The 17154-nt window shown below is 68.2% G+C and carries 18 protein-coding genes; 7 read left to right on the top strand and 11 right to left on the bottom strand.

All coding sequences use genetic code 11. The features are described 5' to 3' along the window. Nucleotide 1: 1 nt before the first annotated feature. On the bottom strand, nucleotides 2-1267 hold the full coding sequence (locus CFN17_RS07470) for a Gfo/Idh/MocA family protein (RefSeq protein ID WP_261792403.1): 1266 nt from the start codon (nucleotides 1265-1267) through the stop codon (nucleotides 2-4). A 170-nt stretch (nucleotides 1268-1437) separates the two neighbouring features. On the opposite strand from CFN17_RS07470, the gene CFN17_RS07465 reads away from it, so the two are divergent. The 6 genes from CFN17_RS07465 to galK are packed head-to-tail and all read left to right on the top strand — an operon-like array spanning nucleotide 1438 to nucleotide 9332. After that, on the top strand, nucleotides 1438-2394 hold the full coding sequence (locus CFN17_RS07465; protein ID WP_208750789.1) for a carbohydrate ABC transporter permease: 957 nt from the start codon (nucleotides 1438-1440) through the stop codon (nucleotides 2392-2394). Nucleotides 2395-2405: 11 nt separating this feature from the next. Next, nucleotides 2406-3347 carry a carbohydrate ABC transporter permease gene (locus CFN17_RS07460; protein WP_208750788.1) on the top strand — a complete coding sequence of 314 codons (942 nt, stop codon included), beginning with the start codon at nucleotides 2406-2408 and terminating at the stop codon, nucleotides 3345-3347. Nucleotides 3348-3402: 55 nt separating this feature from the next. After that, complete coding sequence (locus CFN17_RS07455; protein WP_208751391.1) at nucleotides 3403-4791, top strand: sugar ABC transporter substrate-binding protein; 1389 nt, start codon at nucleotides 3403-3405, stop codon at nucleotides 4789-4791. A gap of 47 nt (nucleotides 4792-4838) precedes the next feature. Beyond that, the gene (locus tag CFN17_RS07450; RefSeq protein WP_208750787.1) at nucleotides 4839-7004 is read left to right on the top strand and encodes an alpha-galactosidase; all 2166 of its coding nucleotides are present in this window, start codon (nucleotides 4839-4841) and stop codon (nucleotides 7002-7004) included. A gap of 28 nt (nucleotides 7005-7032) precedes the next feature. Next, nucleotides 7033-8175 (top strand): galactose-1-phosphate uridylyltransferase, encoded by a 1143-nt coding sequence (gene galT, locus CFN17_RS07445; protein WP_261792402.1) that lies wholly within the window; start codon nucleotides 7033-7035, stop codon nucleotides 8173-8175. Then, a complete protein-coding gene (gene galK, locus CFN17_RS07440) occupies nucleotides 8172-9332 on the top strand; it encodes a galactokinase (RefSeq protein ID WP_208750786.1) in 1161 nt (386 codons plus the stop codon). The genes galT and galK overlap by 4 nt, the downstream gene beginning before the upstream one ends. 13 nt (nucleotides 9333-9345) lie before the next feature. On the opposite strand, the gene CFN17_RS07435 is transcribed toward galK, so the two are convergent. The 9 genes from CFN17_RS07435 to CFN17_RS07395 all read right to left on the bottom strand — a co-directional run bounded on the left by CFN17_RS07435 (nucleotide 9346) and on the right by CFN17_RS07395 (nucleotide 16044). Next, nucleotides 9346-10413 carry a HoxN/HupN/NixA family nickel/cobalt transporter gene (locus tag CFN17_RS07435; protein ID WP_208750785.1) on the bottom strand — a complete coding sequence of 356 codons (1068 nt, stop codon included), beginning with the start codon at nucleotides 10411-10413 and terminating at the stop codon, nucleotides 9346-9348. Further along, nucleotides 10413-11306, bottom strand: coding sequence for an urease accessory protein UreD (locus CFN17_RS07430; RefSeq protein ID WP_261792401.1), 894 nt, complete (start codon nucleotides 11304-11306; stop codon nucleotides 10413-10415). The genes CFN17_RS07435 and CFN17_RS07430 overlap by 1 nt, the downstream gene beginning before the upstream one ends. Next, entirely contained in the window at nucleotides 11303-11920 is a 618-nt protein-coding gene (ureG, locus tag CFN17_RS07425) for an urease accessory protein UreG (protein ID WP_208750784.1), read from the bottom strand. The genes CFN17_RS07430 and ureG overlap by 4 nt, the downstream gene beginning before the upstream one ends. A 49-nt stretch (nucleotides 11921-11969) precedes the next feature. Then, nucleotides 11970-12659 carry an urease accessory protein UreF gene (locus CFN17_RS07420; protein WP_208750783.1) on the bottom strand — a complete coding sequence of 230 codons (690 nt, stop codon included), beginning with the start codon at nucleotides 12657-12659 and terminating at the stop codon, nucleotides 11970-11972. Continuing rightward, the gene (ureE, locus tag CFN17_RS07415; protein ID WP_208750782.1) at nucleotides 12640-13122 is read right to left on the bottom strand and encodes an urease accessory protein UreE; all 483 of its coding nucleotides are present in this window, start codon (nucleotides 13120-13122) and stop codon (nucleotides 12640-12642) included. The genes CFN17_RS07420 and ureE overlap by 20 nt, the downstream gene beginning before the upstream one ends. 18 nt (nucleotides 13123-13140) lie before the next feature. Next, on the bottom strand, nucleotides 13141-14913 hold the full coding sequence (ureC, locus tag CFN17_RS07410) for an urease subunit alpha (RefSeq protein WP_208750781.1): 1773 nt from the start codon (nucleotides 14911-14913) through the stop codon (nucleotides 13141-13143). After that, the gene (locus CFN17_RS07405) at nucleotides 14913-15275 is read right to left on the bottom strand and encodes an urease subunit beta (RefSeq protein WP_208750780.1); all 363 of its coding nucleotides are present in this window, start codon (nucleotides 15273-15275) and stop codon (nucleotides 14913-14915) included. Before CFN17_RS07405 ends, ureC begins: the two co-directional genes overlap by 1 nt. 11 nt (nucleotides 15276-15286) lie before the next feature. Beyond that, the gene (locus tag CFN17_RS07400; protein WP_208750779.1) at nucleotides 15287-15589 is read right to left on the bottom strand and encodes an urease subunit gamma; all 303 of its coding nucleotides are present in this window, start codon (nucleotides 15587-15589) and stop codon (nucleotides 15287-15289) included. Nucleotides 15590-15723: 134 nt separating this feature from the next. Further along, nucleotides 15724-16044 carry a DUF6221 family protein gene (locus CFN17_RS07395; RefSeq protein WP_208750778.1) on the bottom strand — a complete coding sequence of 107 codons (321 nt, stop codon included), beginning with the start codon at nucleotides 16042-16044 and terminating at the stop codon, nucleotides 15724-15726. A gap of 96 nt (nucleotides 16045-16140) precedes the next feature. On the opposite strand from CFN17_RS07395, the gene CFN17_RS07390 reads away from it, so the two are divergent. After that, a complete protein-coding gene (locus CFN17_RS07390; RefSeq protein ID WP_208750777.1) occupies nucleotides 16141-16476 on the top strand; it encodes a hypothetical protein in 336 nt (111 codons plus the stop codon). Here CFN17_RS07390 and CFN17_RS07385 read toward each other — a convergent pair. Beyond that, on the bottom strand, nucleotides 16455-17154 hold a 700-nt coding region (locus CFN17_RS07385; protein ID WP_208750776.1), incomplete at its 5' end, for an HNH endonuclease signature motif containing protein. The two genes, CFN17_RS07390 and CFN17_RS07385, sit on opposite strands and share 22 nt — an antisense overlap.

Genomic DNA, 17154 nt, shown 5'->3' with positions numbered 1-17154 from the left:
GCTACCGCCGGGTTTCCCCGGCGGACCCCTCCCCACCGGCTCCGTCGAGGCCGGGAGCCGAGGCGGCCAGCGCGGCCGGGGCGTCGCCGTGGTCCGGCACCGGCAGCCGTTCCCCGCCGCGGAGCGCGGACCGGTGCGCCACGATGCCCGGCAGGGTGTAGCGGGCGGCTTCCCAGGCGTTGACGGGCGGCAGCGTTCCGGTGTCGACGGCGGTGGCGAAGTCGTCCACGAGGAAGTGGTGGCTGCCCTCGTGGCCGTTGTGCAGTCCGCGGAACTCGGCGGGGAGCCGGCCGGCGTCGTGCACGGGGGCCATGCCGGAGGTAAAGGCGTCCCGCAGGGCCGGTGCGACGTCGGCCAGGGCCGGATCGTCGGCGTCGAGCGTGGCACGGGTGGCCAGTTCGGCACTGACGTCGGTCACGGAGTCCTTGTCCTGCCAGACACTGACCAGGGCCAGCTGCTCGAAGCTGGCTTCGGTGCCGAAGTACCGGAACCGGCTTTCGCGCAGGTGGGAGGGGTAGCCGACGCGGCGCATCTCGTTGATGCGCATGGACCCGCCGGTGGAAAGCTCGAACAGCGCGGTGGCGTTGGAGAAATCGTTGCCGAACATGCTGACGTCCTTGTCGAAGACGCCGTCGCCGCGGTCGTCGGTGACGCCGATGCAGCTGACGCTGACGGCGTGGCCGCCGATGGCGCCCAGCACCCCGCCGGTGGAATGGGTGGGGTAGAGCATGGGCGGGTAGCTGGCGGTGCGCTTCCAGTCATCCCCGCCGCTGTACTGGTAGGCCTCGTAAAAGCCGAGATCCATGTCATGGACGTAGTCACCCTCTGCGTAGAAGATGCGGCCGAATGCGCCTTCGGCCCGGCGCTTGCGGGCGTAAACGGTGGCGGGGTTGTAGTAGCTGGTCTCACCCATCATGTACGTCAGGCCGGTCTCCCGGACCGCCTCGATGATCCGGGCGATCTCGTCCTCGCTGATGGCCATCGGCACCGCCGAATAGACATGCTTGCCGGCCCTGAGCGCCTGCAGCACCAGCGGGCCGTGCGTCCAGCGCTGGGTGAAAATCGCGACGGCGTCGAGGTCGCTGGCGAGCATGGCCTCGAAGCTGGGATACGTGCCCGCCAGGCCGAGCCGTTCCCGGAGGGACTCGGCCCGTTCCGGCAGGACGTCGGTGACGTGGACTTCTGAAATCGCGGGGTGGGCGTCAAAGAGCTTGGCGAAGGCGCCCGCGAACTGTCCGGCGCCGACGATGCCTAGTGAGAATGTCATGCACGCAAGTTTCACATCAGTTTCTACTCGAGTCAATAGCTGCGAGTGAGCGAAAAGTTCCAGCCCTGAAACACAAAAGAAACTATTGCGCATTGAAAAGTTACTCGTGTAGATTCTTAAGCCAGTTGTAATCCACGTCACAGCATCCACGTAACTGCGGAGGAACCCCAATGACCACCACAACTGCCCGCGGAGCCGCACCGGCCCGCAAGGCGACCGGCCCGGGACACGGCACTGCTGCCCCCCGGCCGCGGCGCCGACCCCGGAGTGACCTCAAGGTCGCCCTGCTTTTCATCGCCCCGGCCATGCTCGGCCTCGTGGTGTTCTACCTGGTGCCGACCATCCGCGGCATCTACCTGAGCTTCACCGAATACAACATCCTCGGCACACCCAAGTGGGTCGGCGGCGCCAACTACGCGGCGATCGCCAAGGATCCGCTGTTCTGGAACGCGCTGGGCGTCACCACCCAGTACGTCCTGATCAACATCGTGCTGCAGACGGTCCTGGCCCTCGGTCTGGCCCTGCTGATGCACCGGGTCGCCAAGTCGACCTTCATCCGCGGCAGCCTGCTGCTGCCGTACCTGATGGCCAATGTGATCGCCGCGCTCCTGTGGTTCTGGCTGCTGGACTACCAGATCGGCATCGTGAACAACATCATCGACGCCCTCGGCCTGCCCCGCGTCGCCTTCTTCGGCAGCGAGGAATGGGCCATCCCCACCCAGGCCCTGATCAACACGTGGCGGCACATGGGCTACACGGCCCTGCTGATTTTCGCCGGCCTCCAGGCCATCCCGCAGCACGTGTATGAGGTGGCCAACCTGGACGGCGCCTCACCCTTCCAGACCTTCCGGAAGATCACCATGCCGCTGCTCCGGCCCGTGATCGTCCTGGTCCTGATCGTCACCGTCATCGGCTCGTTCCAGGTCTTCGACACCGTCGCCGTCACCACGCAGGGTGGCCCCATCAACGCCAGCCGCGTCCTGCAGTTCTACATCTACCAGCGTGCGTTCACGGAGTCCGACTTCGGTTACGGCTCCGCCCTCGCTGTCATCCTCTTCGTCATCCTCGCCCTGGTCGCCTTCATCCAGATGAAGTTCCTCAAGGGCAACGAGTCGGACCTGGACTAAGGAGTCCCAGCATGACTACTGCCACTTCAGCCACCCGGAGCAGCCGCTTCAAATCGTCCGGCGGCAGCAAACGCCGCCGCCCCTTCAACTGGCGCCGCGCGGGAGCCTGGGTCCTGGTGATCCTCGCCGTCGCGGTCTCGGTACTGCCCTTCTACTGGGTGCTGCGCACGTCGCTGTCCTCCAACAGCGCCCTGGCGTCCAACGCCTCCAACCTGCTGCCGGCCGACTTCAACCTCGGCGCCTACAAGCGGGTCTTCGGCCTCCAGACCGCCCAGGAAGCCATGGCGGAGGGCGGTTCCGGGGCCAAGATCGACTTCTGGATCTACCTCCGCAACACCGTCCTGTTCGCCGGGATCACCACTGCCGGCGCCGTCTTCTTCAGCGCCATGGCCGCCTATGCCTTCTCCCGCCTGCGCTGGCGCGGCCGGAACGCCGTGTTCAGCCTCTTCCTGGCCACCATGATGGTCCCGCCGATCTTCACCGCGCTGCCGAACTTCCTGCTCATCAAGAACCTCGGCCTGCTGAACACCCTGCTCGGCATGGTGCTCCCCTACCTCTTCATGACACCGTTCGCGATCTTCTTCCTGCGGCAGTTCTTCCTGAACATGTCCCGCGAAGTGGAAGAGGCCGCCATGCTCGACGGCGCCAGGCACCTGCGCATCTTCTTCCAAATTGTCCTGCCCAACGCCGCTGCGCCGATCGCCACCCTCGCGCTGCTGACCTTTATCGGGCAGTGGAACGAATACTTCTGGCCCCTGCTGGTCGGCAACCAGGAAAACGTCCGGGTGCTCACGGTCGGGCTGGGGGTCTTCAAGTCCCAGTCACCCCAGGGCGCACCCGACTGGTCCGGCCTCATGGCCGCCACCCTCGTCTCCGCCCTGCCCGTCCTGCTGCTCTTCATCGCGTTCGGCAAGAAGATCGTCAACTCCATCGGTTTCTCCGGCATCAAGTAACCCCACCCCTAAAACACCCTCCCGAAAGACCCGTCCCGAAAGGACCACCGTGAACATGAAAGCAACCGGCACCACGGCAGCCAGCACGAAAGCAACCGGCAGGAAGGCAGCCGGCGCCATCGCCGCCGCAGCCGCCGCCGTCCTCGCCCTCTCCGCCTGCGGAAGCGGCGGAGGCGCCTCGGCGGAAGAAGCCAAGGGCGAGATCAGCTACTGGCTCTGGGACGCCAACCAGCTCCCGGCCTACCAGCAGTGCGCCGATGACTTCCACAAAGCCAACCCGGACATCACGGTCAAGATCACCCAGCGCGGCTGGGACGACTACTGGAGCACGCTGACCAACGGTTTTGTCGCCGGCACCGCCCCGGACGTCTTCACCGACCACCTGGCCAAGTACCCCGAGTTCGCCAAAACCGGACAGCTGCTGGCCTTGGACGACGCCGTCGCGAACGACCACGTCGACGTCGCCCAGTACAACAAGGGCCTGGCCGATCTGTGGGTCGGCGAGGACGGCAAGCGCTACGGCCTGCCCAAGGACTGGGACACGATTTCCCTGTTCTACAACAAGAAGCTCGCAGCCGACGCCGGCGTCAGCGAGGACCAGATGAAGTCCCTGAGCTGGAACCCGCAGGACGGCGGCACCTACGAGAAGGCGATCGCGCACCTCACCGTAGACAAGAACGGCAAGCGCGGCGACGAGCCCGGCTTCGACAAGACCAAGGTGGCGGTCTACGGCCTGGGCCTGACCGGCTCCGGTTCCGGCCAGGGCCAGACCGAGTGGAGCTACCTGACCGGCACCACCGGCTGGACCCACACGGACAAGAACCCGTGGGGCACGCACTTCAACTACGACGACCCCAAGTTCCAGGACTCCATCGCCTGGTTCGCCGGCCTCGCGGACAAGGGCTACATGCCCAAGCTGGAGACCACGGTCGGAGCCAGCATGGCGGACACCTTCGCCGCCGGGAAGTCCGTCATCAACGCCAACGGCTCGTGGATGATCGGCCAGTACACCGGCTACAAGGGCGTCGACGTCGGCATCGCCCCGACCCCGACCGGCCCCGACGGCAAGCGGTCCTCCATGTTCAACGGCCTGGCCGACTCCGTATGGGCCGGAACCAAGAAGCCCGCTGCCGCCGTGAAGTTCGCCGAATACCTGGGCTCCGCCGCCTGCCAGGACGTCGTGGCCTCCAAGGCCGTGGTGTTCCCCGCGATCAAGACCTCCTCCGACAAGGCCGAAGCCGCCTTCAAGGCCAAGGGCGTGGACGTCACTCCCTTCACCCAGCAGGTCAAGGAAGACACCACCTTCCTGTTCCCGATCGCCGACAAGGCGGCCAAGGTGGACGGCATCATGAAGCCGGCCATGGACGCCGTCGTCTCCGGCAAGCAGCCGGCCAGCTCCCTCTCGCAGGCCAACGACCAGGTCAACTCCCTCTTCAACAAATAGGCCTGTCCACCAAGCAAGCCGCCACAGCCCTACCGAAAGCGAATCCCATGCACCCCGTGCACCTGCGTTCTGCCGGCACCAGCCTCCTGCTGGCCTTCGACTCCGGCGAGGCCGAGATCGTCCATTGGGGCGCCGACCTCGGCGAGCACCTCCCCGAGCTGGCGGTCCTCCGCGGCCCGATCACCAACTCCGCCCTCGACATCCCCGTCCCCGCCGGGCTGCTGCCGCAGGCCTCCTCCGGCTGGGCCGGACGGCCGGCCCTGCGCGGGCACCGCAACGCCGACGGCGCCCCCGGCCGGGACTTCTCGCCCGCCCTCCGGGTGGTCTCCGCCGACGTGTTCGACGGCGGCCGCGGGGTCCTGGTGATCCACCGGGATGCCGACGCCGGACTCGAGGTGAGCTCCGAACTCACCCTGCACCCCGGCGGCCTCCTGGAACTCGCGCACACCCTCACCAACACCGGCACGGCCGCGTACCAGCACGAGGAACTGGCCGCGGTGCTGCCGGTGCCGCGGGACGCCACCGAACTCCTGGACCTCACCGGGCGCTGGTGCCGTGAAAACCACCCGCAGCGGCACGCGGTCCGGCAGGGCACCTGGGTCCGGACCGGCCGGCACGGCCGCACCGGCCACGATTCCTCGCTGCTGGTCGCCGCCGGCACCGCAGGCTTCTCCAACCGCCGGGGCCAGGTCTGGGCCACGCATTTCGGCTGGAGCGGCAACCACGAGCAGTACTTCGACACCCTCACGACCGGCCGGCGCATGCTCGGCGCCGCGGAGTTGCTCGGCTCCGGGGAAGTGGTGCTGTCCCCCGGAGCCAGCTACCGGACGCCGTCGCTCTTCGCCGCCTATTCCGCGCGCGGCCTGGACGGCGTCACCGAGGCGTTCTACGACTGGTTCCGGGCCCGCCCGCAGCACGTGGACACCACCTCAGGACGGCTCCGCCCGGTGGTGCTCAACACGTGGGAGGCCGTGTATTTCGACCACCGCCTCGAACCCCTGCTGGAACTCGCCGACGCTGCCGCCGGGATCGGCGTCGAACGCTTCGTCCTGGACGACGGCTGGTTCCGCGGCCGCCGCGACGACCACGCCGGCCTCGGCGACTGGTTCGTCGACGAGGCCGTGTGGCCCGACGGCCTCACCCCGCTGATCGACGCGGTCACCGGCCACGGCATGGAGTTCGGCCTGTGGGTGGAGCCGGAGATGGTCAACTTGGACTCCGACGTCGCCCGCGAGCACCCGGATTGGATCGTTGGCCCCTCAGCCGTATCCCACAAGGACGGCGGCCGGCTTCCGCACACGTGGCGCCACCAGCATGTCCTGGACCTCGCCAACCCGGAGGCCTGGGACTACATTTACGGCCGGCTCGACGCCCTGCTGCGCGAGAACAAGATCGCCTACCTGAAATGGGACCAGAACCGCGACCTCACCGAGCACGGCAGCGGCGGCCGGCCGTCCGTGCACGAACAGACGCTGGCCGCCTACCGCCTCTTCGACGCGCTCAAGGCGGCACACCCGGACGTGGAGATCGAAAGCTGCTCCTCCGGCGGGGGACGCGTGGACCTGGGCATCCTGCAGCGCACGGACCGGGTCTGGGCCTCGGACTGCAACGACGCCCTGGAACGCCAGACCATCCAGCGGTGGACCCAGGCGGTCCTGCCGCCGGAACTCGTCGGCGCGCACATCGGCCCCACCACCTCGCACACGACGGCCCGCACCCACGACATCTCGTTCCGCGCCATCACGGCACTCTTCGGCCACTTCGGCATGGAATGGGACATCCGCGCAGCCACGGACGCGGAGCAGGCCACGCTGCGCCGCGCGATCGCGTTGTACAAGCGCCACCGCGCGCTGCTCCACTCCGGCAAGCGCGTGAACGCTGACACCGCGGAGCCCTCCCTGAGCATCCACGGTGTCGTGGCGCACGACGCCGGTGAGGGACTGTTCGCGGCCGTGTCACTGGCATCCGCACCGGCGGAAGCCCCCGGGCAGGCCTCACTCCCGGGCCTTGACCCGAAGCGGACCTACCGGGTCCGGGCCGAACTGCCCACACCCCTCGACGGCGACTACGCGCACACGTTCACTCAGATCAAACCGCCGGCGTGGCTGGAGGACGGGGCCGTTGTCTCCGGCGCCTTCCTCGAACACGTCGGGCTGCCCCTGCCGGCACTGAACCCGGAGCATGCCCTCCTGCTGCACGTCCAGGCCGTCTGACCGGCCCCCAGATCCCTGAAGGAACCCCATGACCAGCATCATCAGCCACGCTGACGCCCCGGCGTCGGTGTCCGCGGTCACCAGCACGCGGCTCGCCGACGGGCGCGAACTGCTGTATTTCGACGACACCTCCCATCCGCTGCAGCGCCCCTCGCGGGACCGGCGCGAGCTTCCCGAACGTGGCCGCTCCGGCGAGATCCGGCACGACGCCCTGACGGGGGAATGGGTGGCGGTCGCCGCGCACCGGCAGCACAGGACCCATCTTCCGCCGGCCGACGAATGCCCGCTATGCCCCAGCACGGACGCGCGGGCCTCGGAGATCCCGGCGGCGGATTACGACGTCGCCGTGTTTGAAAACCGGTTCCCCTCCCTGGGCCCCGATTTCGCCTCCGCCCCGGCCAGCCCGGGCTGGGGCACCCGCGGGCTGGCCGGCGGCCGGTGCGAGGTCGTGGCCTTCACCCCCGCCCACACGGGGACGTTCGCCGAACTCAGTACCCGGCGCGTGCGTACCGTGATCGACGCGTGGGCGCACCGGACCGAGGCGCTCAGTGCGCTGCCCGGCGTCGCGCAGGTGTTCTGCTTCGAAAACCGGGGCCAGGACATCGGTGTGACCCTGCACCACCCGCACGGCCAGATCTACGCCTACCCCTATGTCACGCCGCGGGCCGCGGTGATGGCCGCGGCCGCGCGGAAGTTCCACGAGGACGCGGACGGAACCGCGACCCTGACCGGCAGCATCTTGGCCAATGAACGGTCCGACGGCGCCCGGATGGTCCTCGAAGGGGAATTCTTCAGCGCCTACGTGCCGTTCGCCGCGCGCTGGCCGCTGGAAGTCCACCTGGTCCCGCACCGCCAGGTCCCGGACCTTGCAGCGCTGACGGGCGCCGAGCGGGACGAACTCTCGGTCCTGTACCCGGAGCTGCTGGGCCGCTTTGACCGCCTCTATGGCAGCCCCACCCCGTACATCAGCGCCTGGCACCAGGCCCCGCTGGACCCGGTGCTGCGCCGCTCCGGGTACCTGCACCTGCAGCTGACCTCGCCGCGGCGTGCCGCGGACAAGCTGAAGTTCCTGGCCGGTTCCGAGGCCGCCATGGGCGCCTTCATCAACGACACCACCCCCGAAGAGGTCGCGGCGCGGCTCCGCGGCGTCGGGACGGGAGCGCTTTCATGAGCACGTCAGCCACTGTGGGGACAGCGCTGGCCCGTGCCTTTGCCGGGCATTTCGGCCGCGACCCCGACGGCGTGTGGCAGGCGCCGGGGCGCGTCAACCTGATCGGCGAGCACACGGACTACAACGACGGCCTTGTCCTCCCGTTCGCCATCGACCGCGCCACCACCGTGGCCGTGGCGGCCCGGGCGGACAGGACGGTCCGGATGGCCTCCGGGTTTCCGGGCGCGGAACCGGCCGGGTTCGACCTCGACGCATTCGCGCCGGAGCAGGCGGCCGGCTGGTCCGCGTATCCGGCCGGCGTGGCCTGGGAACTGGAACGCGCCGGCGTTGCAGTTCCGGGCTTTGACCTGTTCGTGACCTCCGAGGTTCCGGTCGGGGCCGGGCTGTCGTCCTCGGCTGCCTTGGAATGCGCTGTCGCCCTGGCGCTGTCCGATCTCACCGGCGCCGGGCTGGGCCGCGCCGACCTCGCGGACATCGGCCGGCGTGCCGAAAACAATGTGGTCGGCGCGCCCACCGGGATCATGGACCAGTCGGCCTCGATGCTGGGCACCAGGGACTGCGCCGTCTACCTGGACTGCCGCGACCTCACCTCCCGCCCGGTGCCGCTCGGGCTGGAGGACTCCGGCCTCCGCTGCCTGGTCATCGACACGAAGGTCTCGCACGCCCACGCCAGCGGCGGCTACGCCGACCGCCGGGCCTCGTGCGTCCGGGGCGCGCAGGGCATGGGCGTCGCAGCCCTGCGCGACCTCGAGGCCGCAGACCTCCCCCGGGCCAGGCGGGCCCTCGATGACGTGACCTTCCGCCGGGTCCGGCACATCGTCACCGAAAACGAGCGGGTGGCCCGGACCGCGGAACTGCTCGGAACGCACGGGCCCCTGGCCATCGGGGAACTGCTGGACGCCAGCCACCGCTCCATGCGGGACGACTTCGAGATCTCCTGCCCGGAACTGAATCTGGCCGTGGACACGGCCCGCGCCAGCGGGGCGATCGGCGCCCGGATGACGGGCGGCGGCTTTGGCGGCTCGGCCATCGCCCTGGTTCCGGCGGACGACGTCGACCGGGCCCGGTCCGCGGTGCTTGCCGCGTTCGCTGCCCGAGGGCTACGGGCACCGGACATCTTCACGGTGCTGCCGGCCAAGGGGGCCCGGCGGCTGTGATCAGCTCCTGGGATCAGCGCCTGCGGCGCGCGCGCTCGGCGGCCCGCCCGTGCAGCGCAGCCACGGCCCAGAAACCGGCCCAGACCGACAGCAGCAGCGCCACCAGCAGCAGCCCGGCGTCGCCCAGGTCCACGGACGCGAACCAGGTGGTCAGCGGGTCCTTCAGGCCAAACACTTCGTGGACGGCTCCGGCGAGGGTGATGACCGCGATGAAGAGGGCGGAGACCGCGGAGATTCCCGTGATCGCCGCGTTGAAGCAGAGTTTGCGCCGCGGGTCGGTCAGGGCCGAGCGGTACATTCGCATCATGCCCACGCCGTTGACGGTGTCGCACAGGGTCATGGCCGCGGTGAAGGCCAGGGGAAGCGCCACGAGGGCGAGCGGGGAAACTCCGGCCATGGACGCCGCTGTCGCCATGACCAGCAGCCCGATCGTGGTGGCGGTGTCGAATCCCAGGCCGAAGAGGAAACCGATCACGTAGATGTTCCGCGGATGCCGGACCCGGGCCAGCGGACGCGTGAGCAGCTTGGCCACGAAGCCCTCGGCGGCGAGGTCCTCGGAAGCGACCGCGGCGCCGTTCCTGGCGCCGCGGTAGGCCTTGAGGGTCCGGAGGAACGCCGAACCGTTGAAGGTGCCCATGGCCAGCAGGAACAGCCCCGACACCCCGCTGCCGATCAGCCCCAGCACCAGGTTCCCGGACGTCCCCTCGTCCATGAAGCTGCCCACCAGCGAGGCTCCCGCCACGACGAGCACCCCGGCAAGGACCACCACGGAACTGTGCCCCAGGCTGAACGCGAAGCCCACGCTCACGGGATGGCGGTGCTCGGCGGCGAATTTCCGGGTGGAGTTGTCGATCGCGGCGAGGTGGTCCCAGTCGTAGCTGTGTTTCACCCCGGCCAGGTAGGCCGTCAGGACCAGTCCGATCCCCAGCGGCTGTCCTCCGCCGGCCGCGCCGGAAACCAGGAGGACGACGGCGGCAAGGTGCAAGGCGGCCACCGCACCGAAGGTGAACAGCAGCCGGGTGCGCAGGGACAGCGTCTCCCGCGCCCGGTACATGCCGGCGACCCCGGCCAGTGTCGTCATCAGTACTTCCTCAGGTTCAGGGGCCCCTGCCCGTACCAGCGTTCGCGAAGGACACCGGCGCAGGCTCCCAACAAATGATTCAGTTCTTCGGTGCTGTTCGACAACGACCGCAGGATAAGCCCGGTGGTCCCGTCAAGAGAAGGGGTCAGCGAAATACCGGCGTACGCGTCATAGCCACGGGTAAGCTCGTGCAGGTCGTCGGCGAGCTCCTGGTTCACCCGTTGGTCGACGACGATCAGCGACCCCAGATGGCTGAAACCCTCCATGAACCCCATGCCCGTGACATCGTCCAGGGACGGCCGGATGAGCACGTTGTCCAGGCCCAGCAGCCCGCCCGCTCCCCCGCCGGAATCCCCGGACTCCACCCGGATCTCCGTCCGCAGCCGCAGTTCCTCATACCGGAATGATGCCCCATCCGGGGACCACCCCGGGGTGACGACTTCGGCCATGACGAGGCTCGACGACGGCCGCAGCGTCACGTGCGTGTTCTGCCGGTAACTGGCCTCCCGGTAGGCGATCACCTGGTCCGGCGCGAGCTCCAGCCGCGCCCCCTCGCCCAGGCGCAGCCGCATCCGCTGCTCGGCGAAGGACCCAGGAGTCCGGTAGATCTTGGTGGCCGACTGCGTCGCCAGCAGCAACTCCGCCCCGTCCGCCACCTCCACGTCAATCAGGTAGAGGTCAGCCCCCAGATAAGCGCCGCCCGGATTCACGAGCACATAACAAACCTGCCCCGAGTCATCCAGATAATGCGGCCGCAACACCCGCAATGCCCCCCGATGGAACTGGTGCGTCGCCACCGACTTTCCCGCACGGTCAGAGATGACGAGTTCGAGCTCCCCCATCGGCGACTTAACCGCTGAGGCGGCGAAGCCGAGCGCCGCCGTCGTGCTCATGAGGCGAGGTCGAGCATCAGGACCTCGTGCCGCACCCATTCGATGACGTGCTCCAGCCCTTCGTCGGTCTTGAGGTTGGTGAAGCAGAACGGTTTCTCGCCCCGGAATTCCTTGGAATCCCGCTCCATGACCGCGAGGTCAGCGCCCACGTGCGGCGCGAGGTCGGTCTTGTTGATGATGAAGAAGTCGGACTTGATCATGCCCTGGCCGGCCTTGCGCGGGATCTTCTCGCCCTGGGCGACATCGATGATGTAGATCGAGAAATCCACCAGTTCGGGGCTGAACGTCGCGGAGAGGTTGTCGCCGCCGGACTCCACGAAAATTACCTGCAGGTCCGGGTGCCGCTTCTTCAGCTCCTCGATCGCCGCCGTGTTCATGGAGGTGTCCTCGCGGATGGCCGTGTGCGGGCAGCCGCCGGTTTCGACGCCGATGATCCGGTCGACGGGGAGGATGCCGTTGGCGGCGAGGATCTTGGCGTCCTCGATTGTGTAGATGTCGTTGGTGATGGCCGCCATGGAGATGTCCCGGCTCATGTGGCGGGTGAGGCGCTCCACGAGCTGGGTCTTGCCGGCACCCACCGGGCCGCCGATACCGATCTTGATGGGCTCAGACATATTCTTCTCCAGACATATTTCGTGTTGTCGGTTGGCTCGGGCAAGAGGTCTAGCTCATGAACATGCGGGCGCGCTGGCGTTCGTGCCGCATCTGGGAGACTTCGAGTCCGGGGCTCACGGCCCCGAAGTCGTCCGACGTCAGGCGGCCGGCCCGTTCGGCGGCGGCAGCGACGCCGTCGGCCGCCTTCCGCAGGATCCGCTGGCCGGCGTTCTGCCCCAGGGGGATGGCACGGACGGCGTTCTGGGTCAGCGACGTGACCGTGGCAAACAGGTAGGCGGCGAGGGCCTCGGCCAGCGGCACGCCCAGGGACCGGGCGATCACCGCGAACGCCAGCGGCTGGTGCCCGGCGGCGCGTCCGGAACCCACCAGTTCCCGGTACTCGTCCAGCTCGCGCGACGGAAAAATCCCGGCCCCAATCTCCAGCAGCCGGCCGCCCATCTTGGTGCTGGCCTCGCGCACCTGCCGCGGGAGCAGCTGGGCGGTCAGCAGCGCATCCAGTTCGGCCGCCGGCACGTCCTCGTAGAGGAACCTGATGGCCAGCGCATCCGAGTAGGTCAGTTGCTGTGAGATGAAGGCTGCCAGCCACACTCCGAACGATTCCTCATCCCGCACCAGTCCGCGCTCAATGTAGGTCTCAAAGCCCAGCGAGTGGGCAAACGCCCCGGTGGGCAGCGCCGAGTCGCACAGCTGCTGCAGCGCGAGCTGGTAGGACGCGGACCTAGTGGCTGTGTTCGGCATGGCGGAAGGGGACAGGCATGACGCGTTCCTGGCGGTCGTAGGGCACGCCGACGTGTTTGAGGTAGTCCTCCACGGTGTGGTCGTACTGGCAAACCATCACCTCGGCCCCGTATTCGGATGAGGCGTCGAAGAACTGGGCCTGCAGGTGGCGGTTGCCCAGGGAGTGCGCCGCCACGCCCATCTCGTAGATGGAGCGCGGGGCGATCACCAGGACGTCGGTGGGCAGCACCGACACCACGATCATGTTGCTCCCGGCCACGTGCAGGATGTCGCCGTCGCGCAGGTCCCCGGAACCGGAGGGAAGCCGGATGCCGAGTTCCTTGCCGTGGTCGGTGGTGACGCGCTGGATGCGTTTGACCAGCTGGGCGCTGGGCAGGATGACTTTTTCCTTGTGCAGCCCGGCGTACGGGTCCGGTCCGGGGGGAAGGTCGTGGGTGTTGCCGAGGACCTTTTCAATGATCATGGTGGTCTCCTCCGGAGGTCAGAAAAGGAAGTAGCGCTGCGCCATGGGCAGGACGTCCGACGGTTCGCAGGTGACGTCCTCGCCGTCGACCGTGACCTGGTACGTTTCCGGGTCCACCTCGATCTGCGGGGTGGCACCGTTGTGCTTCAGGTCCGTCTTCGTGAGGTTGCGGATGCCGGACACCGGCCGGATGACCTTCTGCAGCCCGAGTTCGGCCGGGACCCCGGCGTCGATGGCGGCCTGGGACAGAAACGTGATCGAGGACTGCTGCACCGCCTTGCCGTACGCGGCGAACATGGGCCGCATCGTACGCGGCTGCGGCGTCGGGATGGAGGCGTTGGCGTCCCCCATCAGGGCGTAGGCGATCTGGCCGCCCTTGAGCACCAGCTCCGGCTTGACCCCGAAGAACGCCGGGTCCCACAGCACCAGGTCAGCGAACTTGCCGACCTCCACCGAACCGATGGAGTCGGCCATGCCTTGGGCGATGGCCGGGTTGATGGTGTACTTCGCCACGTAGCGCTTTAGCCGGAAGTTGTCGCTCTCCGCGTCCTTGCCGGATGCCTCGCCGCCGGCGCCGCCGGTGCTGTCCAGCTGCGGGTCCTTGAGCACGCCGCGCTGCTTCTTCATCTTGTCCGCCACCTGCCAGGTGCGGGTGATGACCTCGCCCACCCGGCCCATGGCCTGGGAATCCGAGGACGTGATGGCGAAGATCCCCAGGTCCTGCAGGACGTCCTCGGCGGCGATGGTTTCGGCGCGGATCCGGGAGTCGGCGAACGCCACGTCTTCCGGGATGTCCGGGTTCAGGTGGTGGCACACCATGAGCATGTCCAGATGCTCTTCGATGGTGTTGCGCGTGTAGGGCAGTGTCGGGTTCGTGGAGGCCGGCAGGACGTTGGGCAGCCCGGCGATCTTGATGATGTCCGGGGCGTGGCCGCCGCCGGCGCCCTCGGTGTGGAAGGTGTGGATCACGCGGCCGTTGATGGCCCGGACAGTGTCCTCCACGAAGCCGCACTCGTTCAGCGTGTCGGTGTGGATGGCCACCTGGACGTCGTACTGGTCCGCGACCTGCAGCGAGGTGTCGATGGAGGAGGTCGTGGAACCCCAGTCTTCGTGGACTTTCAGTCCGATCGCGCCGGCGCGGATCTGCTCGGCCAGGGGTTCGACGGCGGACGCGTGCCCCTTGCCGAACAGGCCGATGTTGATGGGGAACCCTTCGGCGGCCTGCAGCATGCGCTGGATGTGCCATTTCCCGGGCGTGACGGTGGTGGCCTTGGTGCCCTCGGCCGGCCCGGTGCCGCCGCCCACCAGCGTGGTCACGCCGCTGCACAGGGCGGTGGCCACCTGGTCCGGGGAAATGAAGTGGATGTGGGAATCCACCCCGCCGGCGGTCAGGATTTTCCGCTCACCGGCAATGATCTCCGTGCTGGCGCCGATCACGATGTCGACACCGTCGGTGATTTGCGGGTTGCCGGCCTTGCCGATCCGGAAGATGTGCCCGTCCCGGAGTGCGACGTCGGCCTTGTAGATGCCGGTGTAGTCCAGCACCACGACGTTGGTGATTACGGTGTCCGGGATGTCTTCGGCGGAGTCGCTCCCGTCCCGGGTCATCTGGCCGTTCTGGCCCATGCCGTCGCGGATGACCTTGCCGCCGCCGAACACCACCTCCTCGCCGTAAACGGTGAGGTCTTTTTCGATTTCGAGGAACAGTTCGGTGTCCGCGAGGCGGATGGCGTCGCCCGTCGTCGGGCCGTAGAGGTCTGCGTACTGCCGTCGGGAGAGCTCGAAACTCACTATTGATCCCCTGCCTGTCCGGATGCGTCGAGTTCGGAATCGTGGCGTCCCGCATCGCGGAGTTTGCCGTTCACTGCATTGCTGAGGCCGTACACCTCACGGTTTCCCGTCAGTTCGATCAGCCGGACCGTCCTGCTGTCCCCCGGTTCGAACCGAGCCGCGGTGCCGGCCGGAATATCCAGCCGCCGGCCGTAGGCGGCCTGCCGGTCGAACCGCAGGGCGGCGTTCGCCTCGGCGAAGTGGAAATGCGAGCCCACCTGGACGGGCCGGTCGCCGGTGTTGGTCACGGCGACTTCCACCGCCTCGCGGCCGGCGTTGATCACCAGCGGCGCGGCGCTGAGGACGTATTCTCCCGGAATCATGTGGGCTCCTCCTAGCGGATGGGATCGTGGACGGTGACGAGCTTGGTGCCGTCCGGGAAAGTGGCCTCGACCTGGACGTCGTGGATCATCTCCGGCACGCCTTCCATGACGTCATCGCGGCCAAGGAGGGTGGTTCCGTAGCTCATGAGCTCCGCCACGCTCCGGCCGTCCCGGGCGCCCTCAATCAGTTCGTAACTGATCACGGCCACGGCCTCGGGGAAATTCAGCTTCAGTCCGCGCGCCTGGCGGCGGCGGGCGAGGTCCGCTGCGACGACGATCATGAGCTTTTCCTGCTCACGGGGCAATAAGTGCATGACGGAATCCCTTCAAGGACCGGACCGGCTGGCGGACTGCGGATGCTGCGGTGTGACCAGCGTAGGCCGGGCAGATTTCCTGCAGGTTTCCGGTGTCATATGTCCTTGCGTCCGGGCACGCGCGCCGGGCGGCCCTACCCGGGCGGACGCCAGCGGGCCTGGAACTCAGGATGGTCGGCATACGGCAGGGCCAGGGTGTTCAAGGACAGGGTGGTCCACTCAATGACATCCGGAACCCAGCCGGCGTCGGCAGGCTCCAGGCTGACCAGCGTGGCCAGGACGGACTGACGGGCTGATTCGATGATGCCGATGAGCTGGCGTTTAGCCTCGCATTCGCGAAGCAGGCGGCGTTCGTACCACTCGCCGGACACGGCCAGCGTGGGGTCGCCGAGCAGCTTCAGCGCGGCAGCTTCGTCTTCCTTTATCCGAGCAGTCAAAAACTCGACGATGTCCACTAACCGAGCCTATGCGCGGCGGCGCCGCACGGCTACGCCTCGCGTTTCCCCTTTTTCGCCGAATCTCCGGCCGCGGGCAGGCTCTAGGCTGGATGGATGAAACGACGCCTCGCCGCCTTTGCCCCTGCCGCCCTCCTGATCGCCCTGACCGGCTGCGGCCAAGTGCAGGACGCAGCCAATAAGGCCGTCAGTGACGGCGCGTCACAGGCTGCCACGGCGGCCGTCAGTGAGGTGAAGAAGCAGGCATGCGCCATCGTGAAGAACGGCCTGGTCAGCGCCAAGGACAAGGAGCTGCTGGGCGGTCTTGCCGCCAGCGCGGAAACTGCGGGCGCCCCGGCTGAAATCACCACCCCGCTGCGCCAGATCGCCAACTCCGGCGACCAGGTTCCGGCTGAGTCGATTAAGGCTCTTCAGGACGCCTGCGCCAAGTAACCACCACCGCCACTGCGGGCCTCGGCAGGGTAGTGGTGCCATTCGGGGAAGGGGTCCGGGGGCAGGGCGGCGTCGGGGTCCGGGCCGGGGTCCGGGAATGGATCTGCGCACAGGAGATTTTCGGGCCAGCGGGGTGGTTCCCAGTCGGGGTGTTCGCTGGCGTAGTGGCGTCCGGCCGGTGAGGTCCAGCCCGGCGGGTGCTCCCTGGTGGCGGCGGCGGGTGTCCAGGTGGAGTTGTGTTTGAGCCGGTGGTGTTTCGGGCAGGGCTGGGCCAGATTCGCCACCCCGGTCCCGCCGCCGTCGGCCCAGGCCAGCAGGTGATCGGCCTCGTTATCCAACGACGGGTTATTACAGCCCGGGAACGGGCACTTGCCGTCGCGCAGCCGCAGCCACTGCCGCATCGCCTTCGTGACCCGGTAACTGGTACGCCCGATCTCCAGCGGCGCCCCGTCGCGGGGGTCGACCAGGACCCGGTGGAACGAATTGGCGCCGTCGGCGACCAGCCGGCGGGCCATCGAGGGCGGGACCGGCCCGTACCCGTCCAGCATGGCCGGTTCCTCCGTGACCCCGAGCAAAGCCATCACCGGGACCGTGACCAGGACCTGCGCCCGCGGCGACGGAACACCCCCGCACCCGCCCGCACCGGCGACTCCCGCGTTTCCGGTGCCGGCGCCGCCT

Origin of the sequence: Arthrobacter sp. PM3 (assembly GCF_003352915.1) — a bacterium.
Classification (GTDB): Bacteria; Actinomycetota; Actinomycetes; order Actinomycetales; family Micrococcaceae; genus Arthrobacter.
The sequence above is the reverse complement of the archived record's forward strand: the minus strand, read 5'-3'. Positions and strand labels throughout refer to the sequence as shown.